Below are 21,922 nucleotides of genomic sequence, written 5' to 3'. Positions count from 1 at the left end.
GTGATTAATGTTTTGAAGTTAAAGCATATAGCATTAGCGTTAATTGTTATCATTTTTATTGATTGGTGTAACGTTTGGTCTGTCACGAAAATCGATGCATCGATTTTAAGCAAACCACCGGCAAACATTAACGGATTTATTAATAAGTGTGGTTATAGCCCCACAGTAGACGGTTATATTCCAGAAGGAATCCCCCCTTGCTCAACCAATGGATATAAATTTAATAGTGAATTTTTCTCACGAAAAATATGGCCATTAAATGATAGTGGCACTAAAACCGTTGGTCAGCGCTTCCTAGTGGTTTATGGAGAGCCAAGTAAGGTTGGCTCTATCCAACAATTTAAAAAGGGATGGCAATCAGAAAATGTCGACAGCAAAATCTTAAATGAAGGTCACTTTAAGGGTAAGGATTCTTCTTCGGGTGAAATATCAAGAGGTGAATGGAGATATTTGGGATTTACAAGAGACGGTAATCCATTTTCAAATATTCATTTTATTGTAGATTCTTGGTCAGGGAATGAACTTGGTACAAAACATTGGATTTATCAACCATGGATGGAACTACCGTTAAATTATAAATATAAGCCGAAAACACCAGGTGCAGTCTATAAAAATCCAAGACCCGACGTCATGTCGCCACAATTTGATCATTTAGAAAAATGGATAAACCAAGGTTTAGGATTTAAGATTACACAAGGTGTTAAATATGAGGATAAATATACTGTGCTGCCGAATGAGCGCAGATTTCAAGACCCCCGAAACTACATGTCCATAGACCAAGAACCGACGACCAGAGAAGGAGGCTTCGGCAACCTTTACCATTATAGTTGGGAAACTCATTCTATTTGGTATCATACTTTTTCATTGCCAAAATTAAAAGGAAAGCAGCCTGTGGAAGCTGCTTGTATCGTCGAGCCGGTTAGCTCAAAGCCCATTCCAATCGGCAAAAGTACTAAATTATCGGTGGATGTAAAAGTGCAAGGAATGCTTAAGGATTCCCTGGTCTTTGGGGATCGGCTTTCCGAAAGCAAATATTATCATCGCAAAGATATTAAAGAATGGCGATTTGATTTAATCGATCCAAAAACCGGACAATACATCAAACAGTCGTCAGCGAGCGGCAAGGATGGAATTGTTCGGGCAGGCAATGAAGCCTCTGCTGAATTTACAATTGAAGTCGATCTTAGCAAATTAGACCGCTCAAGCGATAAAGTTTGGACCTACACAAGCAATGCCGGTGTATTTACTTACTTTAACGATCACACCTCGAGCAATCCGGCATTTTCCATGAAATATTGCAACCTCACCATTCCGTTTGAACCCACGCAAAAGCAGTCAATGTTAAGCAGCTTCGGTATCGTTCCCGCTATTCAATTTGAGAAAAAGTCGCAATTTACCGCAGCGAATGTGGGCTATGAAGACTTTTCATACGGACAAGATGCCGATTTTTACGAGTTCGTCATTACAAATGAACAAGACGGCACCTCTTTAGTCAAAAAATTTGATCCGGCTATTCCGGAAATAAAAGCTCCCAAAAAAGGTTTTTTAGATCAAAATGCAGTCAATTCCTATTTATTTAACTTTATGGCATCAGCATTTGCAGAAGAAGAGCTTAGAGGAGAGTCGGTTACTAAAACCTTTTCGATTATACAAAAAATAGTCGATCGTGACGCCGACGTTAACCGCTCGTCTGAATCCAGCAAACGTGTAACGGTCGTTCAAACTCCGCCCGCTTCCTGTAAGCCATCGGATTCGTCCTTGCAGAGGCCCAAGCAATACATTTCACCTAAGGCGGATTGGCCGCTGGACTGGTATGACGTTGTTCCTTTGCCCGTATCGGAGGAGGAGCCTGAACGGATTCCAAGCAGAAACTGCGAGGAAGCACCGAGCTATGCGGAATTCGACAAGCGGGTTTACATTGACGGAGTAGAAATTGATGCGGCTGCTTTTTATTCGGGCTCCTATACATTTGGAGAAGCGCTCATAGGATTAAGGGAGGTCAAAGCGACTTTTACAGCACCGGATGGCTCTGAATCCTATAAAATTCAGCATATTGTGGTACATGACTCTAAACCGCGTGTGTCCATTAAGCTGGAAGGATTATTTAAGCAAAATCGCAAAATGTCCGCCTTCGACCGCTCGGCTGAAAGCAATGACAGATGGGTTGAGGAAAAAGCCCCTTTGGAAATTACGACTTTCAGTTTCGTTGACCCGGACGATCAACATCTAAAGTGTAGAACCGGCTACTGTGAAAACAATCTCTCTGAAAAAATGTTTATGTACAAACAACCGGGCGTATACAAAATGAGCATAGCCGCCAAACGAGTCATTCACTATGGAGACGGCCAATCAATCGTCCGTTATTCCGACCCTTATCTAATTGAATACGAAATTATGCCTGATCACCGCCCGGCTATTATTGCTCACGCATATAACGCCCAAATTAGCCGTCTTGATCCGCTTCAGCTTTATTACGATGTTCAAAGTACGGACGGAGATTTTATTGCAAATCAAAAACTGGAAATTTATTACGATTCCAATAATGATGGAGCGATGGATCAGATTGTATTTCAATCGGACGGGGATGTCACGGAGCTGCCGCTTTTTTCGAAATTAGGTCAATACAAAATCATAGCGAGCGCGCTAGAAGGAACAAATGAAGAAAAGCTATTGGAGCATAGCGCCCCCAATGATGATCAAAAGCATCAAATAGAGTCATACTTTTTTGTAGACAATTATGCTCCTTCCAGTGATTTATATGTGGATGTACCTGCAGAGAAGCAGCGCGTCGATGTTTTTATGATGCTGGATGCGAAGCTGGAACAAGCTGCAACCGATTATATAAGGCACAACAGAATTAGTTTGACCAACCAATTGACCCAGTCGAACGTCCTCGCAAATTTGGATATTTGGGATATGAAAACGTATAGGCATAGCCAGTCGGCAAACACCTTAAGAAATACAGGCTCCAGTTATCCCGACACGTCCATTAACTATCATTCAAGCGGCTACGCCGGAACGCTGCAACGAGAACGGGTAACCAATGCTCCTTATTCTTATGATGAGGGACAATACCAAACCAAAACAGACTCCGCAACCAAAACGGACTCATGCAATCACACCAAACGATATAGTTACGACAGCAAAGGCAATTACAGACTGGTATCCGACAGCGGCAATTGTCCGGGGGCAGTAGCTTATAGCGACGGAAAATATGCGGGTACTTTGAATCGAACAGGCGAGACCGGAAGCGGATGCCCTGCCAAATCTACTCCAAACAGTTCATGCACAGGAAACTGGACGGCTCATTATGCAGGAACGGTTTATTGGACCCGTGAGGTTTGGGTACCGGATATTCGGATTGTAAATAATTATACAGGTTATTATAGCGGGACTATCTATAAAGACGTACGACAGCCATACGATCCTTCATTTTTGTCAACGGCACCAGTTAAATATGTTGTTTATGTTGCGGACACGAACACTTCTATATCCGGATTGACAGATTTGCTGCAAGTTATGGATAAGCATCATGCAAAAGTAATCTTAATCGGCAGTGAGAGTATGAAAGAACAAATCGACCATGAAAAGTTTATTTTGAACAACCGCCCGATAAAAGAAATGATAGATAAAGCGATTGAGTATATGGCGGAAGGGAATCCAGCCGTACCCAAGACGGTCAGATTAGCGGGAGAAGAAATCGAATTAAGAACGGCTTCTTTTGATGCGGAAGGGGACATGCTACCGGTAGAAGATCATTTGCTCCAAGTGGTTCAAGATCCCTACCATTTCGATAACTCTTTCGGTTTTGAATCGTTTGGCGGCAAGCCATTAATATCCGAAAAAACGAGTGGAAACTGGCACCCATTTCAAGCAAAATTGGTTTTTGACAAGCCGGGCAAATATACCTTCTATCGGGTTATTAAAGATTTGCCGGTTTCCGATCTCCATTTTGAACAATACCGCTATTTTTCAAATGTGTCCGCCGTTCAAGTGCTCGTTCATCGAAAACCGATTCCTGACATAGAACTGGACTTTGACTATCTGTTGATGTCGAATCGCTATCAGACGAAATGGACCGATCTAAGCTATGATCTGGATCATAATATCACTCGTGCCGCGACAGACAGGGGCATTCAGGCCCGCTCTATTAAACTTTCCAATCAGGAAACGGGGGAAGTATATACAAAAATCCCTCAATCGTTAGATTCGGGTACATACGTGTTGGATTACATTGTTCAAGATTTGGAGGGGGCATGGTCAGAACCTTTGAGGAAAACGTACGTGCTGCCGAGTTCCGTTCCCGTCCAAATGAAATCCAAATTGAAGCCCGCTTACAGCGGATTCTCTTTAGCAAGCCTTCCAGCTAGCGAAAGCATTATTGCGCACGAGCTTTGGACGAGGTATCCGTATGCTATTTCTCTCCATTTAAAAATAAACGGACTATTCAATAGAGCCGTTCCCTATTATACGGGAGTAAAAAAAGGAAACGATATTTTTTGGCATGACGAATCGTTTATTATTCCGAATACGATGCCGGATGGGGCCTATACGTTTACCGTTACTGGAATGGGATCAGTGGATGGCTCGCTAGAAACGAAGTCATTTCAAATACGTGTCGCAACGCCTATCACTTTAAAAGGGTCGATAAATGCAGCCGATGGCTCTGAAACGAACACGAAAGACATTATAGCAGGGAAGTTGTATCGGCTTGAAGCGACGACAAGCAAATATCCCGATCAAGCTGTCAATCCCGATGCGGCGACCGTCACTTTATTTAAAGGAACGGCGTATCAAAGAACGGTCACGCTCACCTCTACAACCGTGTCCACTGAAGGTTTTGGGCAAAAAAACTGGCACGGGATGTTTTCAGCCTCTGGCGTGCCGGATGGGCGTTATAAATTTGAATGGAGGTCTAGAACTCCAAACGGAAATGTTGAAACCGTTGTTCAGGAAGTGACCTTATCCAGCAATCGTCCGCCTCATGCCGATTTTCATTGGGAGCCGCAACCGGTATTTGAGGGAGATACGGTTAGCTTTATAGCTGCTGCTGGCGACCCGGATGGGGATCAGCTCCATGCGCGCTACGAATTAATCAGTCCTAGCGGAGACAAGGAGTATCGCACCTACACTCTTCATCCTCCATACGTCCAGCCCGATCTTCGTATTCGATTAAATGAAATTGGCTCTTGGCAAATGAAGCTGACGGTGAGTGACGGGAAAGCAGCTCCTGTAACAGCAATTAAAACAATCAAGGTGAATGAGCTTTATGTTGTGGGATCCGTTTTGCACACAGAGCTATGGAATGAGCATCGTCGGAATTACAATTTGAAAAAATCAGGGAATGCGGAAACCCCTCGCAGTTACCATGTATTTTGGGCAGGAGAGAAGTTTTTATTTAAGGCTGATACGACCGTAACCAATTCATTGACTCGTGCCGATCGGGTTGAAGTCGAGTTTGGGAAACATACGGTTGTCTTATCTCCACTTGACGCCAACCGTTCAAAATGGGGCGGAGAGCTGTGGGACGAATCATTTGAAAAGCTGAAGGACGGCTCTGCTGTCTTCACATTTAGTGCTTATTACAATAACGGAACTGTTAAAAAATCGGAAGTTGAAATTGAAGTACTGGGAAGAGTCTCCCAAATGATCGGCGTTCATCGCGTCAAATAACATTGCTTCTAGAAATATCATGAAAGCTCACCAATATTGGCATGCTATAAGCATGAACCAAATTGGGCTGAGAAAGGAAGATGGGTTTGACACATCATTCGGCTATCATGTTCGAGTTTCTGGACAATCGGAGCACCGATCTGGCACGCGATATGCTTCAAGAGCTTGGGTATGATCCTGTTATGCACAACGATAATCTACTGCACATTCATGTGGATCGCAATGATCTGACATCGGCGCTCGAAATCGCTCAATCCCATGGGGGCAGGCTCATCGAGCAATCGCAAATAGCGGAAGAAGCGATTACAAATTCCGCTTACGCCTTGCAAGCGATCACCATTCCCGCCCATGTCGTAAACGAGGATTGGATTGATAAGGAAGAACGGCAAGAACAGCAGGTTTTAAACAATGACACCGTAGAGGCGGCGGAAGGTGAGCGGTGGATTCCCGGCCAGGAGGAGTACAATCATTTTTCGGGTGATGTACACATTTAGTTGAGCTTTTTGTAACACCGCTTTTGACAAAAGGCGCCCCCTCTTGGGAGCGCCTTTTGTCTTTTTCCTAAAAATCTAAAATCAATTCTGAGGAAAAAGCTGCGTATGCCTGGCTTACATAAAGCGGCCTTCCGCAGCATGTTTACCAGCGCTGTAGCCGGTTGTAAAGGCGGCGGTAATGTTGTAGCCGCCGGTATATCCGTGAATGTCCAATATTTCGCCGCAAAAATATAAGCCGTTCATAAATTTGGATTGCATCGTTTTTGGGTCGATTTCTTTCAGGTTGACTCCGCCGCCTGTCACAAAAGCTTCTTCGATGGAAAGAGTTCCGGATACTTGAACCGGAAACACTTTGGCAAGCTTGGCAAGCTCCAGCCATTCCTGCTTTGGAATGTTGTCGAAGGTGATGTCTTCCGAAAGCCCCGCCTTTTGCAGCAGAAGCGGAATAAGACGTTCTGGGAAAAATCCTTTTAGCGCATTTTTAATTGTTTTGCGCGATTCGTTTTTGCACAGTGTCAGAGATTGCGAATAAACCTCATCGGTAGACAATTGCGGCAGCAAATCGATGGTTACAAGGACGGAACCCGCTCCGGACTGCTTCAATCCTTTTACAACAAATTGGCTGCATCGCAGTGCGATGGGTCCAGACAGACCGAAATGGGTAAAAATCATATCCCCTTCATGCTCGATTACACGTTTTCCTTTGGCGTTCCATACCGACAGGGAAACCGATCGCAAGGAGAGCCCTTGCAGCTCTTTGCTGCGGATGAACGACTCCTTTGAAGTTAGCGGCACCTCGGTCGGGAAAAGCTCCGTTATCGAATGTCCGGCATCTTCCGCCCAAGCGTAGCCGTCTCCTGTAGAGCCGGTATGCGGAACGGACTTTCCGCCGACAGCGACTATAACCGATTTGGCCCGGATCGTTTCGCCAGAGGCGAGAACGACTCCCGCTGCAGCCCCATTTTCATACAGGACGCGCTTTACTGGGCTGTTGGTTCGGATAGTTGCGCCAAGCGACCGCACCTTGCCGACTAAAGCGTCGACAACGGTTTTCGCTTTATCGCTGACAGGAAACATTCTGCCGTTATCTTCCTCCTTGAGCGCAATGCCAAGCTCCTCAAAGAAGGCAATAATATGTCTGTTATTGAACGTTGCCAGGGCGCTGTGCAAATACCTTCCATTGCCCGGAATATGTTTAATCAGCTCGTCCAATTCTTTTGCATTGGTGACATTGCAGCGCCCCCCGCCGGAAATACCTAGCTTGCGACCAAGCTTGTCCCCTTTATCGAGAAGAAGCACTTTTGCCCCGTTTTCTGCTGCCGACACGCCTGCCATAAGGCCGGATGAGCCTGCGCCCACTACAATTACATCATAGTTCATTTTATTCAAACTCCCAAATCATTAATAATTTCTCAAAAAAGTTGAAAATATAGCATAAAACATTCTCTCTATTCAAATTCATGGTTTACAGTATAATTTAATTAGTATACTCGGAGCAAGGAGGCGATTGCACTATGTTGCGCGAACAATGGGTAGCATTAGGCACGGAAGCAAAAAATATTTACGTTAGGGAATGGCTGCCAGAGAGCACTCGTCCAAAAGCTGTAGTGTTGATTGTACATGGGCATGGAGAGCATGGAGAGCGCTATCAGTATGTGGCGGAGCAGCTTACGGCAGCCGATTTTGCAGTGGTTGCGTTAGACCAATTGGGTCATGGGCGTTCGGAAGGAAAACGGGGACATATGAGCGCGATGAGCGCCGCAATAGACGATGTGATTAGAATTATGGACGAAGCGGTCGAAAGGCATCCGGGCCTGCCGTTCTTTTTGTACGGACACAGCATGGGAGGCAACATCGCTCTAAACTGTGCGATTAGGCGCAAGCCGGAAATAAAGGGGCTTATTTTGACAAGTCCTTGGCTTCGTCTCGCTTTTAAGCCGAACGCGATCAAAGAATGGCTCGGCCGAGGAGTGGCCGCTGTTTTTCCATCGCTTCCGATGTCTTCGGGCCTGAAGCCGGATGATTTGTTCCGTCCAAGCGATCTTGGAATCCGCCCTCTTCATGAGGACCCGCTAAACCATACCACAATTACTCCTAGAACGTATTTGGAAGTTCAAGCCGCTGGAGAATGGGCACTCCGTCATGGAAAAGAGCTGCATGTCCCCTTGTTGCTCATGCATGGAACGAGCGATAGGGTCACCTCTTACAGCGCAAGTAAAGAGCTTGCCGAAAGCTTGCCAGGAAAGTGCGAGTGGCATTCAATGGACGACGGATTGCATGAGCTTCACAATGATGCGGGAGGAAGAGAAAGAGTGGCTTTGGTTGTAGATTGGATGGAACGACAACTTCTTTAACATAGCCTATCATGCTTCATGAAGGAGGCCCAATTTTCTGTGCTGAAGGATATGCTGCTCCAATTCTTTTTATCTGTACTTCCAGTGTTCACATTTTTGCTTTGGCATGACAAAGAAAGGGGCTGGAAGGGCTTTAAGCCCTTCATTGCCATCACGAGCAGTATATCGATTATATTATGTTTGCTGACAACGGCTACTTTTCAGCAGTATGAAATCAATTTTCAAATCGTTCCTTACTTAATAGGTTCCCTATACGGGGGATACCGCGCTATGGCGGGCCTTACGCTGCTTTACATATTTGTTCGTATCCCATTTTTGGACCACTCGGAAGAAATAATAGGATTTCTTATTTTTCTCTTCCTTTTTATATTGCTTTTGTGGGTATCCATCCGTCCGTTTCAGTTGGCGGCGACAGCAAAAAAAGAAAAGATCGGTTTGTTGATTATCGGCGTTTTGCTGGCATGCTCTTACGGGTTTATGGGTGTGCTGATGATGAAAAACGATGTTTTAATGTCATTTGCGCTCATTATGGATGCGGCGATGGCGGCGATCGGTATGATGCTTGGCGTGTGGCTTTCTATTTATATTATCGAGAGTATTAAAGAGAAGCAGCTTTTGCACTATAAAGTCATCCAGCTTTCGGCCAGCTATCGAAACGAGGTAGAGAAGCTGCATCAGTTTATTGGCAAAGCTCCTATTGCCGTTATGATGGTTGATAGAGATGGCATGATTACTCAAGTAAATGATGAATGTCTAAATCTGCTCGGCATGCAGCCTGGCCCGGAAAGCATCGATAAATTGAAGCTGTCCAGCTTTCGTGCCGTATTTCTGTCGGAGATGGGGGACACTTGCATCCACTTGCTTGAATTGGCTCTGCAAGGGGAGTCGGAATCGACGGTTATGGAAATGAAAGACGGCGGCGTACACCTTTTTACTACCGTAACGCTTCGTGATGTAGCCAATCATTACGTGATAGGGGCTGCGTTAATCGCACAGGATGTAACCGAATTAAGACAACTACGCGACGAACTGGGGAGAATGGAGCGTCTGAGCCTTGTTGGACAGATGGCAGCCAGCATTACGCACGAAATTCGCAACCCAATGGCGGTCATTCGAGGGTTTGTTCAACTGATTCAGGAGCGAAGCCCTCAAAGCCAATATGAATATTTCCGCATTATTATGGAGGAGCTTGATCGAGCCAATCTCATTATTAGCGACTTTTTGTCGCTTGCCCAAAACCGGGAGCTCAAGATGGAGGCCGCTTCGCTTAACAACAGTATTAACGATTTGGTGCCGCTTCTCAGCGCGGACGCCAACTTGCGTGGACAATCGCTTGAGGTTGAACTGTGCAAGGAGCTTCCAGACATGATGCTCAATGATCGGGAAGTGAAGCAGATGCTGCTTAATTTGGCACGAAACGGTATGGAAGCGATGGAGGAAAAAGGGGTTCTTCGTATTAAAACGGCTTACGAGGATGGAGAAATCAGCGTCCATATTTCGGATGAAGGCGTAGGCATTACGCAAGAGAAAATGAAGCATTTGTTCGAGCCGTTTTTTACGACGAAAACCCGTGGAACGGGGCTTGGCCTGCCGCTTTGCCTAAGCATCGCGGAGCGCCATCACGGCAGAATTGATGTCCAGAGCAAGGAAGGCGAAGGGACAACTTTTGTTGTCACCTTTAACATAAGGGAAGAAATGTTTGTGCATAATAACCTTTGATCATGATGAGGCAAAAGGCTGCGTATAGCCAATTAGCCGTTCAAAGGGAGGCAATCGATATGGGTAATGAGCAAGGAAACGGCAGCTCAATTGAGCAAAAAGAGCAAGCAGCTCGCAATAAAGCAAAGACGAAAGAAAGTGAAGCTGGCCAAAATGGGATCGACAAAAAGTTAAATGGACCTAACCGGCCTTCAACATAAGGGAGTTGTATGTTTTGAATCCTTCTGGAACCGGCAGGGACGATCCTGAGCTCGACCCCTATGAAATTGAGTTTTTGCCTCAGTTCCGCAAGGGAAGAGGCGACAGGGCGCCATTTGTTAACAAATTTGGTGTCGTCATTGGCGACCATCACTACGAATCGGCAAATTCTCCGCTGGAGCAATGGAGCACGGAGACGGATCCCGCTGTTATGGCAGGAGAGCAGTGGGTGCATCCTTTCAAAGATATTGGCTTTCACACAGCAGAGAATCGAGATTGGTTTGAAAAGGGCATAGCCCCGGAGGCGGGAACGTTTTCTCATCCCGAAAAAAATGCTTCCTCCGGCATGGAGAAGCCAGAGCCGCAATAAAACCTGTAAAAGAGAGCAACCGGAGCTATGTCCCTGGTTGCTTTATTTTCGTAAGGGACGTTATAATAATAGCAAAAATAATGCTTTACAAGGAGTGTGTTGAAATGTCGATGTCATTTGAAAGATATATGTTGGATATGGTTCAACCTATGCGCGACGATCTAACGAAGCTGGGGATTCAAGAATTAAGAACGGCTGATGAGGTTGAGGCTAACGTTCCGGGTGCAGAAGGAACGGCTCTTATCGTGATCAATTCCGTTTGCGGATGCGCTGCGGGCCAATGCCGTCCAGGCGTAGCGCAAGCTTTGCAAAACGAAAACCTTCCGACCCATTTATTTACCGTATTCGCTGGGCAAGATAAAGAAGCGACGGCGAAGGCTCGCGAATATTTTGCGCCATACCCGCCATCGTCTCCATCGATCGCTTTGATGAAAGACGGAGAGCTCGTTCATTTTATCGAGCGCCATCAAATTGAGAATCGTTCCGCAGCGGAGATCGCTGCCGATTTGACGGAAGCATTCGACAAGTACTGCAACTAACGGGAGCGGACTATGACCTTACAACAACAAATTATTGAGCGGCTTGGCGTGAAGCCAAGCATAGATCCGGCGGAGGAAGTTCGCAAACGGGTCGATTTCTTGAAGCAATATGTGACAAGCTCGGGAACTACCGGCTTGCTTATTGCGATAAGCGGCGGAATCGATAGCGCTGTAGCAGTCGGACTTTGCAAACTGGCTACCGATGAGCTTAGCGTGGAAAGCGGCAAGGAGTTTATAACGCTCGGAGTGTTTCAGCCTTATGGAGAACAATCCGATATTGCAGACAGCTATGCGGTGGCGGAAGCTTTTAAGCTTACGCATAAGGTAGAAACGAATATTGGCGAAGCGGTAGACGAAATCGCGCTTGAAGTGGAGCATAGCCTCAAATCGCTTGGTATTCACCGTCATATAAGCCGCGGCGGTAAAGGCAATGTAAAAGCGAGAACACGTATGGTTACGCAATACGCGCTGGCGTTCGATCTGAATTTGCTTGTTGTGGGGACGGATCATGCCTCCGAAGCGATTACCGGCTTCTACACGAAGTGGGGAGACGGCGCGGTCGATATTACTCCGCTCAGCACGCTGAACAAACGTCAGGTTCGCTTGCTGGCCGCTCATCTTGGAGTGCCGGACAGCGTTTTGAAAAAGGCTCCGACGGCCGGTCTTTGGGAAGGTCAAACGGACGAAGACGAGCTTGGCATTAAATACGATGAAAACAGCGATTATCTGGAAGGCAAAGAAATTGCCGCCGAAACTCGCGATAAGCTGGAGCGGCAATATTTAAAAACAGAGCATAAGCGCTCGCCGATTCCGGGAATTTAAAAAACAAGCTTTTTTAGAGTGAGAAAGACCGTTTGTCAGATTTAAGGATTCTGTTCCTTCATGTCTGTAGACGGTCTTTTTTTGCTGTGAGTGCCGGGGCCGCTTCACATTTCGTACACAAGGGATAGCCCTATCGAGTCATGTAAGATCAGTAGGCCGCTGTTACAATGTGGTCAGTTCAAAAAACAGAAATGGAGGCTGATATCGGCATGTCTTATCGAACAGAATCTGAACGTTGCGGACGGCCTTACAGGTCTGTAATCAAGACCGTTATTGCCGCAATTATAGTATTGTTCATAGTATCATCAGGTTTAGCGGTACCATCGGCTTTGGCTTATTCAAATCCGAATGAGCTATTGCTCGCGGGCGGTCATGAAGGCCATGAGGGCCACGAAACGTCTACCGATTCCAAGTCTTCCGGGAAAGCAAAGAACGATAATGACGCTTCGGCGTTGCCTAGCGATGATTTCGAGCACGATCATGATGGCGGCCAGCGTTTAATGGTTGTTTTGCGAATAATTGAGGTGGTTACCATTATTGCGGTGGGAGCCGTCTTCTTTTTCCGGTATGCGCTTTGGAGGAAGGAGCAGGAAGCCCCTCCAATAGGATTCACGCAAAATGGGGAAAGAATCGTACTTGCGGCCGCTGTACTTATTTTTGCCATTACGGGTCTCAGCCGTTTGGATATGCTCGCCGATCAATTCGAAGGAGTGCCGTGGAGCGACATCGCTTCTTCGACTATGGTCGGCAAAATGGCGGTTCTTCGGCCCGCGGCGTTCATCGTTATGCTTTTGCTGGCGTTTGCGCCGCAAAGGGAGCAGGACTGGGCGGTTCCGGTTAATGGTCTGCTAGCCATAGGGGTGGTGATAACATTCCCGATTACGGGTCACGCTTATGCTCTATCTCAAGGTGTATCTGCCGCGATTGCTGCGCATTCGATCCATATGGCGACGGCGGCGATATGGTTTGGCGGGCTCGCGGGACTTTGGTCCATGTCTTGCAGATCAAGCTTATCCGGGCGGCTTATGCCGGTTGCGAACCGTTTTTCGCTATATGCTTTGCCAAGCATCACCGTTATTGTCATTAGCGGTATTTGGCTGACTGCAACGCAGCTTCCTTCATGGTCTTCTCTATGGAGCAGCCAGTACGGCAAGCTTGCCATTGCCAAATCGGCCCTTCTTCTTCTCGTTGTCGTCATCGCCGCTGCTCATCGTTTGCTCAGAAACAAAAACAGCGGCAGTAAAGCGGCAGTCATCGGGGTGCGGGCAGAAATTGTGCTTGCAGTAGCTTTGTTTGCAGTGGCTGGATGGCTATCGACCACTTCGCCGCCGCCACCCGAGAAGGCAGTCCTTGCGGCGGAACCGATCTATTGGCATGTGATGGGCGACAAAGCCCATATGACTTTAAAAATCGATCCGGGGGAAAAGAAAGGCGAGGAACTAGTCCGCTTGTACGTATGGCTCCCCGAAGCATCGGGCGAGCCCGCCTCCGCATCTCTTCGGCTCACGCCGTCTGGTCTGGAAATTCCGATTAGTCTTCAGCCTTTGGAAAAAGATCCGTTCAGCTTCCCTGGATTTACGAAGTATACGTATTTGGCGGAAGGCGATTATTTGAACGCTGAATTCGAAGGGATGCTGCAAGTGGAAATTACAAACCAAAGCGGGGAAACATTTAATTATGAAAAAACTCTGTCTCCGCAGGATAGCGGTAATTCTTGACTTACGCCTAGCCAAATGCTAATGTCTCCTTGACAGAGGGGGGACGGACTTGATTATCGGGATTGGTCAGGATCTTACGGATATTAAACGGATAGCTGGCATTTTGGAAGGCAAGCTGGGCGACCGGTTTTTGAGACGAATTTTGGCGGAGAAGGAGCTGGAGACGGCCCTCAGTTACGAGGGCGTTCGGCTGCATCAGTATGTAGCGGGACGGTTCGCGGCGAAAGAGGCGGTTGCAAAAGCATTCGGCTGCGGGCTAGGCTCCCAGCTCTGGTTCACGGATATTGGAGTCGGCAGAGATTGTTCCGGAAAGCCGGTTTGCGAGCTGTCCAGCGAGGCGTGGGGCAGGCTCCGTTTGTCGCGGGAGGAAACATCCATTCATATTACGATTTCGCATGAGAGAGAGCTTGCTTCGGCTTTTGCCGTTGTTGAAAGGATAAAGTTGTAACCTTTGGCCCATACTTGAATGTAATAATAGCAGGTATGCGGCGAAAGGAGAATGGCCATGAGCAGAGGAAAAGGGCAAGGCTCAAAGCGGCGCTTCAAGACGGGACAATGGGTTCAGTATGACGGACTTTATTCCAACGATTGGGGGGACGATCTGCTGCTTGTGCAAGGAGATTTGTTTCCCGCCCATCCGCAAATGGGAGAGACGAACTGGAACTATGCCGGTCCTGCGGCCAGCCCGATTTCTATGGCCAAATCTCCTAAAACGAACGGACATTATATAGGCTATTAATATTAAAAAGCTGCCGGCTACGGCAGCTTTTTTACTATTCCGCGCATCCCCGCGCTTATTTTTTTGCCGCCAGCCAATCGGACAATCCTTTTATCTCTTCGTCGGAAAGCGAGCTTTCAAATGCCGGCATTAGTCCTTTGCCGCTTCGGATTTGTTCGGCGATTTGCTCTGCGCTCATTCGCGAGCCTACCTTAGTCAAATCGGTATTCGCGCCCACTTTGCCTTGAAGCTCGCTGCCGTGGCAGCTTATGCATCTGGCCTTGTACAAAGCAGCGACTTCTTTGGGAGCGTCTTTAAGCGCATTGCCTTTGGCTGGCGCCCCGGTGCCGCCGCCGCATCCGGCAAGCAGCAAAACAACGGCTCCCGCCGCGGTCAGCTTCAAAGCTTTATTTGCATAGACGTGGTTTGGCAATTCAGTCCCTCCTTACACATTCATATACTGTTCATAGGCATATCCCGATATAATTCGTATAATAGAATAAAGCGAGACAACAAACAACGACAAACAATCGACAAATAAATGGACGAGTGGTTATTCGGAAAGGAAAGACGAAATGACACAGCAACAGGCTAAAACCTATTTCAGCAAAGAACTGCTGACGTGGTACAGACGGGGAAACCGAAATTTGCCATGGAGGGAAAACAAAAACCCGTACCGGATTTGGGTATCGGAAATTATGCTTCAACAAACTAGAGTGGATACGGTCATCCCTTATTATTTGGCGTTTATGACGAAGTTTCCGACTGTACAAGCGCTCGCGGAGGCACCTGAGGAAGAGGTGCTGAAAAGCTGGGAGGGACTGGGCTACTACTCCAGGGCTAGAAACTTGCAAGCCGGGGCCAAAATGGTAATGGAACTGTACGGCGGAATCATTCCGGACGACACGGAGTCGGTATCCAAACTGAAAGGAGTAGGCCCGTATACGACAGGCGCGATTATGAGCATTGCTTTCGACCGCCCTGAACCGGCTGTGGACGGGAATGTGATGCGGGTGCTTTCCCGGTACTTTTGCCTAGAGGAAGATATAGCGAAGCCATCTACAAGAGTCGGCATTGAAAAGTTGGCCAAGTCGCTTATCCCGGAAGGAGCGGCGGGCGATTTCAATCAAGCTCTGATGGAGCTCGGAGCTATGGTATGTACGCCTAAGTCGCCAAGCTGCTTGCCATGTCCCGTCATGGAGCATTGCGAGGCGAGAATGGCGGGCAGGGAAACGGAGCTGCCAATTAAAACAAAAGCGAAGGCTCCCCGTCAAGAATACAGAGCGGCGGTTATCGTCCAAGGAAGCGGGGACAATGAGGGGAAAATTCTCGTCAGACAACGCCCGGACAAAGGTCTGCTTGCCCAAATGTGGGAGCTGCCGCATTTGCTTCTGCCTAGCGACAAGAGCGTATGGTATGCGCCGGAAGCCCCGAAGGAACAGGCCGAGCTCGCGGAAAGCCTGGTTCGAATGATGGAGCAGGAAACGGGCCTGCTTGTCCGCCCCAAAGGCTGGCTGCTCGACGCCGACCATATTTTCAGCCATATTCATTGGAAAATGCGTGTATACACCGCTGATCTCGGCGATATGATTGCCAGTTCAGAGTCTTTAATGGCCGCTGAATCGGCAGCCGCGTATCAAACGGGAAGTGAGGACGGAATGCTTTATCGGTGGATTGCCCCGGAGGAGATGGAGCAGCTGCCTTTTCCTAATTTGTTTTTAAAAATTTTAAACGATTTTGGGGGTTGGCGGAAATGAGCGATATGCTGAACAAGCTGCTGCGGCACAAAATAGTAGCCATTTTGCGAGGCATTGAGGATGGACAAGCTGATGATACCGCTCGGGCTTTAATCGACGGCGGAGTCAGAATGATGGAAATTACGATGAATACGGAAGGCGCGGCCGGGATGATTTATCGCTGGCGGGAAAAGTTTGGCGATGCGGCGGCTGTCGGTGCCGGGACGGTCATCGATACGGAATTGGCGAAAGAAGCGATTGCGGCGGGAGCGCAGTTTCTCATTTCGCCCAATCTGGACGAAGATGTAATCGCGCTCGGTCGCGAGAGCGGAGTTTCCGTCTGGCCGGGCGTTATGACGCCGACGGAGATTGTGAAAGCGGTGAAGGCGGGGGCGGACGCCGTTAAGCTTTTCCCTATGGGGACGCTCGGGACAGGCTATTTGAAAGAAATTCGCGGGCCGCTGAACGATATTCCGATTTTGGCAACGGGCGGGGTCGACCTTCATAATATTGCGGACTATTTCCGCGCCGGGGCTAACGCGGTCGGCATGGGTGGCAAGCTCGTTGATTTGGAATGGGTAAGGCAGGGCCGCTTCGACGCTGTGACGGAAAGAGCCCGTGCGTTTACGGATGCCGTTAAGGAACTTTAAAGAAAGGCGGGACTGTGATGATCATTGGGTTGATTGCAATAGCCGTATTCGCTTTGGCAGCCATAGCGATTTGGCAAGTCAGCGCGAAAAGCCAGCAGCCGAAAATGATTCCGAACGAAAGAATGCCGGAGGTTGGCGATGCGGCGGTATGTAAGCCGGTTTCTTTTACGAGCGACGGCTCGAAAATAGAAGGTTGGCTTCTGGAGCCGGCGGCAGCGGGATCGACGCCAGACGGAACGCGGCGGGACGATTGTCCGATTGTTGTAATCGCTCATGGATGGGGCTCCAATCGGACCAAAGTGCTGCGTTATGCCGCTCCGCTGCTTGAAGCGGGGTATCGCGTATGGATGTACGACGCTCGAAGCCACGGCGATAGCGAGAGGATTAAAGCTCCTTCCGCATTAATGTTTCGTGACGATGTGCTGGCTGCTGTCGAGGAAGTGCGCAAGCTTCCTGGAGCGGAAGCCGGCCGAATCGCGGTGTTAGGCCATTCTATGGGAGGCTTCGGCACTTTGCTTGCTTTGGATAAAGGCTTGCGTGTCGGCGCCGTCGTAACCGATTCTATGCCTGTCCGGTTTGAGACGATGCTGCGCGCGGAGTTGAATCGCAAAAAGCTTCCGCTATTCCCGCTCGCCTATCTGATTCCGCCTATTTGGCTGATCAGAGCTGGGATTACGACTGAGGAATATCGCAAAGCGGACATTCCCGCCATTCTTTCCGGCAATGCCGGCCCGGCAGATGAGGGCAAGCAGCCTGTACTTATGATTCATTCGGAGCGGGACGACTTCATTCCTGCCGAGGATTTGCATGGTCTTGAGCGGCAGCTTCCAAAAGGACTGGTGCCAACCGTTTATGTCCATACGGAAGGACACAGCTCCTCCGAGACGGAGCCTGCTTTCTGGGGAGCTGTGCTGCCTTATTTGAAAGCGACCATCGGCAAAGGAACGGTGCGCGGCTAAAGATAGGGCCACTGGCATCATTCTTTGATACAAGCATATGATGGTAGGAATAATCGCTTGTATTGGAGCGGTTTATTCATGGCGAGGAGGCACGTATGCGAAAAGTTGCGGCAAGGCTGCTTATATTGCTTGTCATCATTGCGGCGGCATATAGCTTGGAGTTGAAGCTGGACCTGTTTCCGGCGACAGCGGAAACGAAGGAAGCCTCTCAGCTTGTCCAGGGGGACGAGACTATGAGGGAGAAGTTGGAAGGTCCAACCGAGGTTCAAGGGCCGTACAGCGAGCTGGAGCTGAAGCTGGCGGAAGGCTTCAAAGCGCGTTCGGACCGGTTTTCTGCCTCCTATACAGGCGACAAGTCGAAGCTGTCGGACAATATGACATCGATTATTCGAGCCGCGCTTACGCATGACGACTACTCCGCTTATGTGCTGGAGTCGTATGTTTACACGATTAGAAGCTGGGGCAACAAATCAACCGTGACGGTGGAGGCCCGCTACAGAGAAACGATAGAAGAAACGGCGCAGGTGGATGCCGCAGTAGGGAAAGCGCTGGCGGACATCTTAAGGCCCGGCATGAACGATCATGAAAAAGTAAAAGCGATTCACGACTGGATCGTCACTAAAGTCGAATACGACCAATCGTTAAGCTATTATACGGCTTATAATGCGGTTTCTTTAGGCAAGGCGGTATGTCAGGGCTACTCTCTGCTTGGCTATCGTATGCTGAAGGAAGCGGGCATTACAGTGCGAATAGCGGAAGGCTCGGTCAATACAGGCGAGCATGCTTGGAACATGGTGCAGCTGGACGGAAAATGGTATCACCTTGACCTCACATGGGATGATCCGGTTGGAGCGAAGGACAATCGCATTCGATATACTTATTATTTAAAAACGGACGAGGAACTGCGCGCCGATCATAATTGGACCAGAACATATCCTGCTGCGAGCACAACCTACTCTGAAACGCTTAACGTTTTAGAGCAGCAAAGCGGCGAGCAGGAAGCGCTGCGCTACAATAAGCTGAAGCTGTCGCTAGGGCTCCACTGGCTTGAGGACGCTCATACCGTGGCGGACAGCACTGAGCTTCGAGAGTCGATTCATTCGGCGGTCCGCTCCCGCACCAGCCATTTGCAATTCCGTTATCCCGACGGGGAGTCGTTCCCCGATGAGCTCAAAGCGGCGTTTGAAGGAATTGGGGTGGCGGTTGGCTATAGAGCGAGCTACGAGCCGTTTGGCGGCGGACAATCGCTGATCGTCAATATTCATCTTAACTACCCTTAATCGTTGCAGCAAAAAAAAGGAAGCCCGGTACGAGCCGCATATTGGCGGTTCATACCGGGCTTCTGTCCATCGGGCCAATTGTCGTGTTGCAGAGGCGGCCTCTTATCCTTGCGGCTTCTGACCTCGTGCTGCGGTCATCTGCTGCCAAACCGAACCGGCAGCCTCTTCGCCGCGCAAAATTCTCTCCAGCGCAATCTGTGCTTGCAGCATCACTTCAAACTCGCCGTCCTTCGCCGCTTCCTCCAATGCTTGAACGGCGGACTCGTCGCCCGCTTCGTACAGGAATCGGGCTGCTCTCCAGCGGACAAGCTTGTTTTTGTCCGTCAGCGCTTCGATCATCGGGCCTGTTGCAGCAGGGTCGCCCCAATCCGACAACGTATCTCCGGCCGTCCTTCTCACAGAGGAAGAAGAATCCCTCAACGCCTCAAATAGCAGCGGCATCGCTTCCGCCGAACGAAGATCGCCCAAATAAACGACTCCGAGCCGGCGGATGGAGGCATTGTCGTCGCGGATCGCTTTGGCCAGCAGCGTTATCCCTTCTGGAGCGCTGACATACCGCTCAAGCGCGGCATAACGCGTTTGCCAATCATCCGAATGGAAGGCCGCAAGCGCCTCCTCCAGCGAAATGGCTGGCGGCCTAACGGCTGCGGGAACCGCCTGTTCTTCTGACCCAGCTTCGCGAGCCGCCGCGATCAGAGCCGCAAGTCTCTCGTCCGTATAGGACGCATCCAGCTCGGACACGATTTCAGCGGCGATTTCTTCCGGCTCTCCGTAACGGATGCCGAATTCCTCCAGCTTGCGCTCCCGGATCATGGAAGAGCCTGCCGCTTGCGTGACGGCATCTACAAATTTAGCCGGCAGGGCGGAGCGGACTTCGCCGCCGTCCATCCGCACTCTAACTTGGATAGGAATGCCTCTAAACATCTGGACGAGCACTTCGGCTTCGCCGAATCCGGTGGAGAGGCCCTCCTCGTTTTTATGTTCTCCCTCGCTGTCCCCTTGCAGCAGCGCTCTGGCGTCAGCCAAAATACGGGCCCAGTCCGCGCCCGGCTTTCTGTCTAGCGCGATAAAATCCGCCGTTCTAAAGACGCTCCGCACTCCGTCAATTGAAAGCAGTCCATTAAGCGGTTCCGGCGCGCTTTCGGCCTCGTTTGATTTATAGGTCAGTCTTCGTCCGCGCGGCAGCGACTCGTCCAAATTAAGTTTCATGGAGTTGGGGCTTGGCGTCGGCTCTATCGATAGTAGCTTCATCGGAAGTTGCCTCCTTGATTGTAAAAATAGAAGTGGCCTCTGGCAGTCATCGGGCTGCAAGTTCTGCAAGCGTTTCTCCCTAGGCGCTGCTTCTACTATACCATGACAGATGCGGATAATCCCAGCGAACGATGTCCCTCCGCCTTTTGGTGAGTACAATGGAAAGACGGCTTTGAGCTCCGGGATAGGGGCCGTTATTTGCATTGCATCCCGCCAACTTGGTATCTTTAATAGGTAGGACAGGAACATGTGAGGAGGCAGACTCGTTTTGCGGATCAAAAGATTTTCGAACCAAGAACAGGTCGAGCAGCACAATTCTTTGAAGCAATTCAAGAGATGGCGGCAGGAGAGAGTCCGTAAGCTGAAGCTTAAGGATTATTCTTACCGAGTTCCGAGCGTAGAGCCGGACGTCCCTTATTTGCAAGGCAATCGAAGCTGTCCCACGATAACCTGGATCGGGCATTCCACCTTTCTGATCCAACTAGCGGGCCTCAATATTGTGACGGACCCCGTATGGGCGGGCCAGATGGCATTTCAAAAAAGGCTGTCGGCGCCAGGCATTCCGCTCGAAGAGATGCCCCCCGTCGACATTATATTAATTTCGCATTCCCACTACGATCATTTGAATATCCAGTCGTTAAGACGATTGCCGGGGCAAAAGCAGCTTCTGGTGCCCGCCGGACTTAGCGGCAAGCTTAAGCTGAAAGGTTTCACGCGAGTGAAGGAATTGCATTGGTGGGAGTCGGTGACGGTCAAAGGCGCCACTTTTACGTTTGTTCCCTCTCAGCACTGGACTCGGCGCAACCCGTGGGATACGAACAGGTCCCATTGGGGCGGGTGGATTGTTGAAGCCGCAGCCAGTGCGGCGGCAGGCGAAGCGTCTAACGCATCCGCCTCGGGCAAACACGGCGGAGGGCTCGTGGGCAATAGTGTCGATGCCGCAGCGCTCGCTGCCCGTGAGACGGCTGCGGCATCGTCGGCTGCGGCATTTTCGACCGACGCTTCGTCCGGCGATGCGGGGCAAGGCGCGCCTGCGGAAGCGGAGGCGAAGGAAATCGGCCATTCGGGGATGGCTGCTGCTCCGACCGTCTATTTTGCGGGAGACAGCGGCTATTTTCCCGGATTTAAAGAAATTGGCCGTCGCTTTGACATTGATGTGGCGCTCATGCCTATCGGCGCCTATGAGCCGGAATGGTTTATGGGACCCCAGCATGTGACGCCGGAACAAGCGTTGCAAGCTTTTGAGGATATCGGGGCCAAGCGGTTCGTGCCTATGCATTACGGCGCATTCAAACTGGCGGACGATACGCCGCGCGAAGCGCTTGATCGGCTGGAGGCGGAGCGCTGCCGCAGATGTATGGAGGAAGACCGCCTAATGGTGCTTCCTTTAGGGGAGACGTGGAAGCTGGATCGGCTTTAAATCGAGTTTTAGTTAGGCGGG

19 protein-coding genes are annotated in these 21,922 nt (G+C 49.4%); 16 read left to right on the top strand and 3 right to left on the bottom strand.

Annotation, left to right across the window (positions count from 1 at the left end; genetic code table 11):
• Entirely contained in the window at positions 1-5,673 is a 5,673-nt protein-coding gene (locus ACFQZE_RS17865) for an Athe_2463 domain-containing protein (protein ID WP_379359476.1), read from the top strand.
• A gap of 86 nt (positions 5,674-5,759) precedes the next feature.
• Complete coding sequence (locus ACFQZE_RS17860; protein WP_379359474.1) at positions 5,760-6,167, top strand: hypothetical protein; 408 nt, start codon at positions 5,760-5,762, stop codon at positions 6,165-6,167.
• A gap of 114 nt (positions 6,168-6,281) precedes the next feature.
• On the opposite strand, the gene ACFQZE_RS17855 is transcribed toward ACFQZE_RS17860, so the two are convergent.
• Positions 6,282-7,547 carry a BaiN/RdsA family NAD(P)/FAD-dependent oxidoreductase gene (locus ACFQZE_RS17855; RefSeq protein ID WP_379359472.1) on the bottom strand — a complete coding sequence of 422 codons (1,266 nt, stop codon included), beginning with the start codon at positions 7,545-7,547 and terminating at the stop codon, positions 6,282-6,284.
• A 134-nt stretch (positions 7,548-7,681) separates the two neighbouring features.
• On the opposite strand from ACFQZE_RS17855, the gene ACFQZE_RS17850 reads away from it, so the two are divergent.
• The 9 genes from ACFQZE_RS17850 (at position 7,682) to ACFQZE_RS17810 (ending at position 14,626) form a co-directional block, all read left to right on the top strand.
• Positions 7,682-8,521, top strand: a complete 840-nt coding sequence (locus ACFQZE_RS17850; protein ID WP_379359470.1) for an alpha/beta hydrolase — start codon at positions 7,682-7,684, stop codon at positions 8,519-8,521.
• A 39-nt stretch (positions 8,522-8,560) separates the two neighbouring features.
• Positions 8,561-10,240, top strand: a complete 1,680-nt coding sequence (locus ACFQZE_RS17845; protein ID WP_379359468.1) for a two-component system sensor histidine kinase NtrB — start codon at positions 8,561-8,563, stop codon at positions 10,238-10,240.
• A 59-nt stretch (positions 10,241-10,299) separates the two neighbouring features.
• On the top strand, positions 10,300-10,440 hold the full coding sequence (locus ACFQZE_RS17840) for a hypothetical protein (RefSeq protein ID WP_379359466.1): 141 nt from the start codon (positions 10,300-10,302) through the stop codon (positions 10,438-10,440).
• A gap of 14 nt (positions 10,441-10,454) precedes the next feature.
• On the top strand, positions 10,455-10,808 hold the full coding sequence (locus ACFQZE_RS17835) for a DUF3905 domain-containing protein (protein ID WP_379359464.1): 354 nt from the start codon (positions 10,455-10,457) through the stop codon (positions 10,806-10,808).
• A gap of 104 nt (positions 10,809-10,912) precedes the next feature.
• A complete protein-coding gene (locus ACFQZE_RS17830; protein ID WP_379359462.1) occupies positions 10,913-11,347 on the top strand; it encodes a BrxA/BrxB family bacilliredoxin in 435 nt (144 codons plus the stop codon).
• 12 nt (positions 11,348-11,359) lie between these two features.
• On the top strand, positions 11,360-12,169 hold the full coding sequence (nadE, locus tag ACFQZE_RS17825; protein WP_379359460.1) for an ammonia-dependent NAD(+) synthetase: 810 nt from the start codon (positions 11,360-11,362) through the stop codon (positions 12,167-12,169).
• Between the two features lie 209 nt (positions 12,170-12,378).
• Entirely contained in the window at positions 12,379-13,887 is a 1,509-nt protein-coding gene (locus tag ACFQZE_RS17820; RefSeq protein ID WP_379359458.1) for a copper resistance D family protein, read from the top strand.
• Positions 13,888-13,936: 49 nt separating this feature from the next.
• Entirely contained in the window at positions 13,937-14,335 is a 399-nt protein-coding gene (gene acpS, locus ACFQZE_RS17815; protein ID WP_379359456.1) for a holo-ACP synthase, read from the top strand.
• Between the two features lie 57 nt (positions 14,336-14,392).
• Entirely contained in the window at positions 14,393-14,626 is a 234-nt protein-coding gene (locus tag ACFQZE_RS17810) for a hypothetical protein (protein WP_379359454.1), read from the top strand.
• 55 nt (positions 14,627-14,681) lie between these two features.
• Here the strand turns inward: ACFQZE_RS17810 and ACFQZE_RS17805 are convergent, their stop codons facing one another.
• Positions 14,682-15,038, bottom strand: a complete 357-nt coding sequence (locus ACFQZE_RS17805) for a c-type cytochrome (RefSeq protein WP_379359452.1) — start codon at positions 15,036-15,038, stop codon at positions 14,682-14,684.
• A gap of 142 nt (positions 15,039-15,180) precedes the next feature.
• Here ACFQZE_RS17805 and mutY point away from each other — a divergent pair, with 142 nt between their 5' ends.
• From mutY to ACFQZE_RS17785, 4 genes are all read left to right on the top strand, one after another.
• The gene (mutY, locus tag ACFQZE_RS17800; RefSeq protein ID WP_379359450.1) at positions 15,181-16,362 is read left to right on the top strand and encodes an A/G-specific adenine glycosylase; all 1,182 of its coding nucleotides are present in this window, start codon (positions 15,181-15,183) and stop codon (positions 16,360-16,362) included.
• Positions 16,359-16,991, top strand: coding sequence for a bifunctional 4-hydroxy-2-oxoglutarate aldolase/2-dehydro-3-deoxy-phosphogluconate aldolase (locus tag ACFQZE_RS17795; protein WP_379359448.1), 633 nt, complete (start codon positions 16,359-16,361; stop codon positions 16,989-16,991). The genes mutY and ACFQZE_RS17795 overlap by 4 nt, the downstream gene beginning before the upstream one ends.
• 17 nt (positions 16,992-17,008) lie before the next feature.
• Complete coding sequence (locus ACFQZE_RS17790; protein ID WP_379359446.1) at positions 17,009-17,950, top strand: alpha/beta hydrolase; 942 nt, start codon at positions 17,009-17,011, stop codon at positions 17,948-17,950.
• A 95-nt stretch (positions 17,951-18,045) separates the two neighbouring features.
• Positions 18,046-19,230: a transglutaminase domain-containing protein gene (locus ACFQZE_RS17785; protein ID WP_379359444.1), complete on the top strand. Its 1,185-nt coding sequence runs from the start codon at positions 18,046-18,048 to the stop codon at positions 19,228-19,230.
• Between the two features lie 102 nt (positions 19,231-19,332).
• On the opposite strand, the gene ACFQZE_RS17780 is transcribed toward ACFQZE_RS17785, so the two are convergent.
• Complete coding sequence (locus ACFQZE_RS17780; RefSeq protein ID WP_379359442.1) at positions 19,333-20,481, bottom strand: virulence factor; 1,149 nt, start codon at positions 20,479-20,481, stop codon at positions 19,333-19,335.
• A gap of 268 nt (positions 20,482-20,749) precedes the next feature.
• On the opposite strand from ACFQZE_RS17780, the gene ACFQZE_RS17775 reads away from it, so the two are divergent.
• Entirely contained in the window at positions 20,750-21,901 is a 1,152-nt protein-coding gene (locus ACFQZE_RS17775; RefSeq protein WP_379359440.1) for an MBL fold metallo-hydrolase, read from the top strand.
• The last annotated feature ends 21 nt before the right edge of the window (positions 21,902-21,922 follow it).

Source organism: Paenibacillus sp. GCM10027627, assembly GCF_042675505.1.
Lineage (GTDB): Bacteria > Bacillota > Bacilli > Paenibacillales > Paenibacillaceae > Pristimantibacillus.
Note: the sequence above shows the minus strand (reverse complement) of the source record. Positions and strands in the feature narration are given on the sequence as shown.

Bases quoted from the DNA above. Each gene is read 5' to 3' on its own strand.
- ACFQZE_RS17855 (WP_379359472.1), bottom strand. From the start codon at position 7,547: ATGAACTATGATGTAATTGTAGTGGGCGCAGGCTCATCCGGCCTTATG.
- ACFQZE_RS17850 (WP_379359470.1), top strand. From the start codon at position 7,682: ATGTTGCGCGAACAATGGGTAGCATTAGGCACGGAAGCAAAAAATATT.
- ACFQZE_RS17840 (WP_379359466.1), top strand. From the start codon at position 10,300: ATGGGTAATGAGCAAGGAAACGGCAGCTCAATTGAGCAAAAAGAGCAA.
- ACFQZE_RS17830 (WP_379359462.1), top strand. From the start codon at position 10,913: ATGTCGATGTCATTTGAAAGATATATGTTGGATATGGTTCAACCTATG.
- nadE (WP_379359460.1), top strand. From the start codon at position 11,360: ATGACCTTACAACAACAAATTATTGAGCGGCTTGGCGTGAAGCCAAGC.
- ACFQZE_RS17820 (WP_379359458.1), top strand. From the start codon at position 12,379: ATGTCTTATCGAACAGAATCTGAACGTTGCGGACGGCCTTACAGGTCT.
- ACFQZE_RS17810 (WP_379359454.1), top strand. From the start codon at position 14,393: ATGAGCAGAGGAAAAGGGCAAGGCTCAAAGCGGCGCTTCAAGACGGGA.
- mutY (WP_379359450.1), top strand. From the start codon at position 15,181: ATGACACAGCAACAGGCTAAAACCTATTTCAGCAAAGAACTGCTGACG.
- ACFQZE_RS17795 (WP_379359448.1), top strand. From the start codon at position 16,359: ATGAGCGATATGCTGAACAAGCTGCTGCGGCACAAAATAGTAGCCATT.
- ACFQZE_RS17790 (WP_379359446.1), top strand. From the start codon at position 17,009: ATGATCATTGGGTTGATTGCAATAGCCGTATTCGCTTTGGCAGCCATA.
- ACFQZE_RS17785 (WP_379359444.1), top strand. From the start codon at position 18,046: ATGCGAAAAGTTGCGGCAAGGCTGCTTATATTGCTTGTCATCATTGCG.
- ACFQZE_RS17780 (WP_379359442.1), bottom strand. From the start codon at position 20,481: ATGAAGCTACTATCGATAGAGCCGACGCCAAGCCCCAACTCCATGAAA.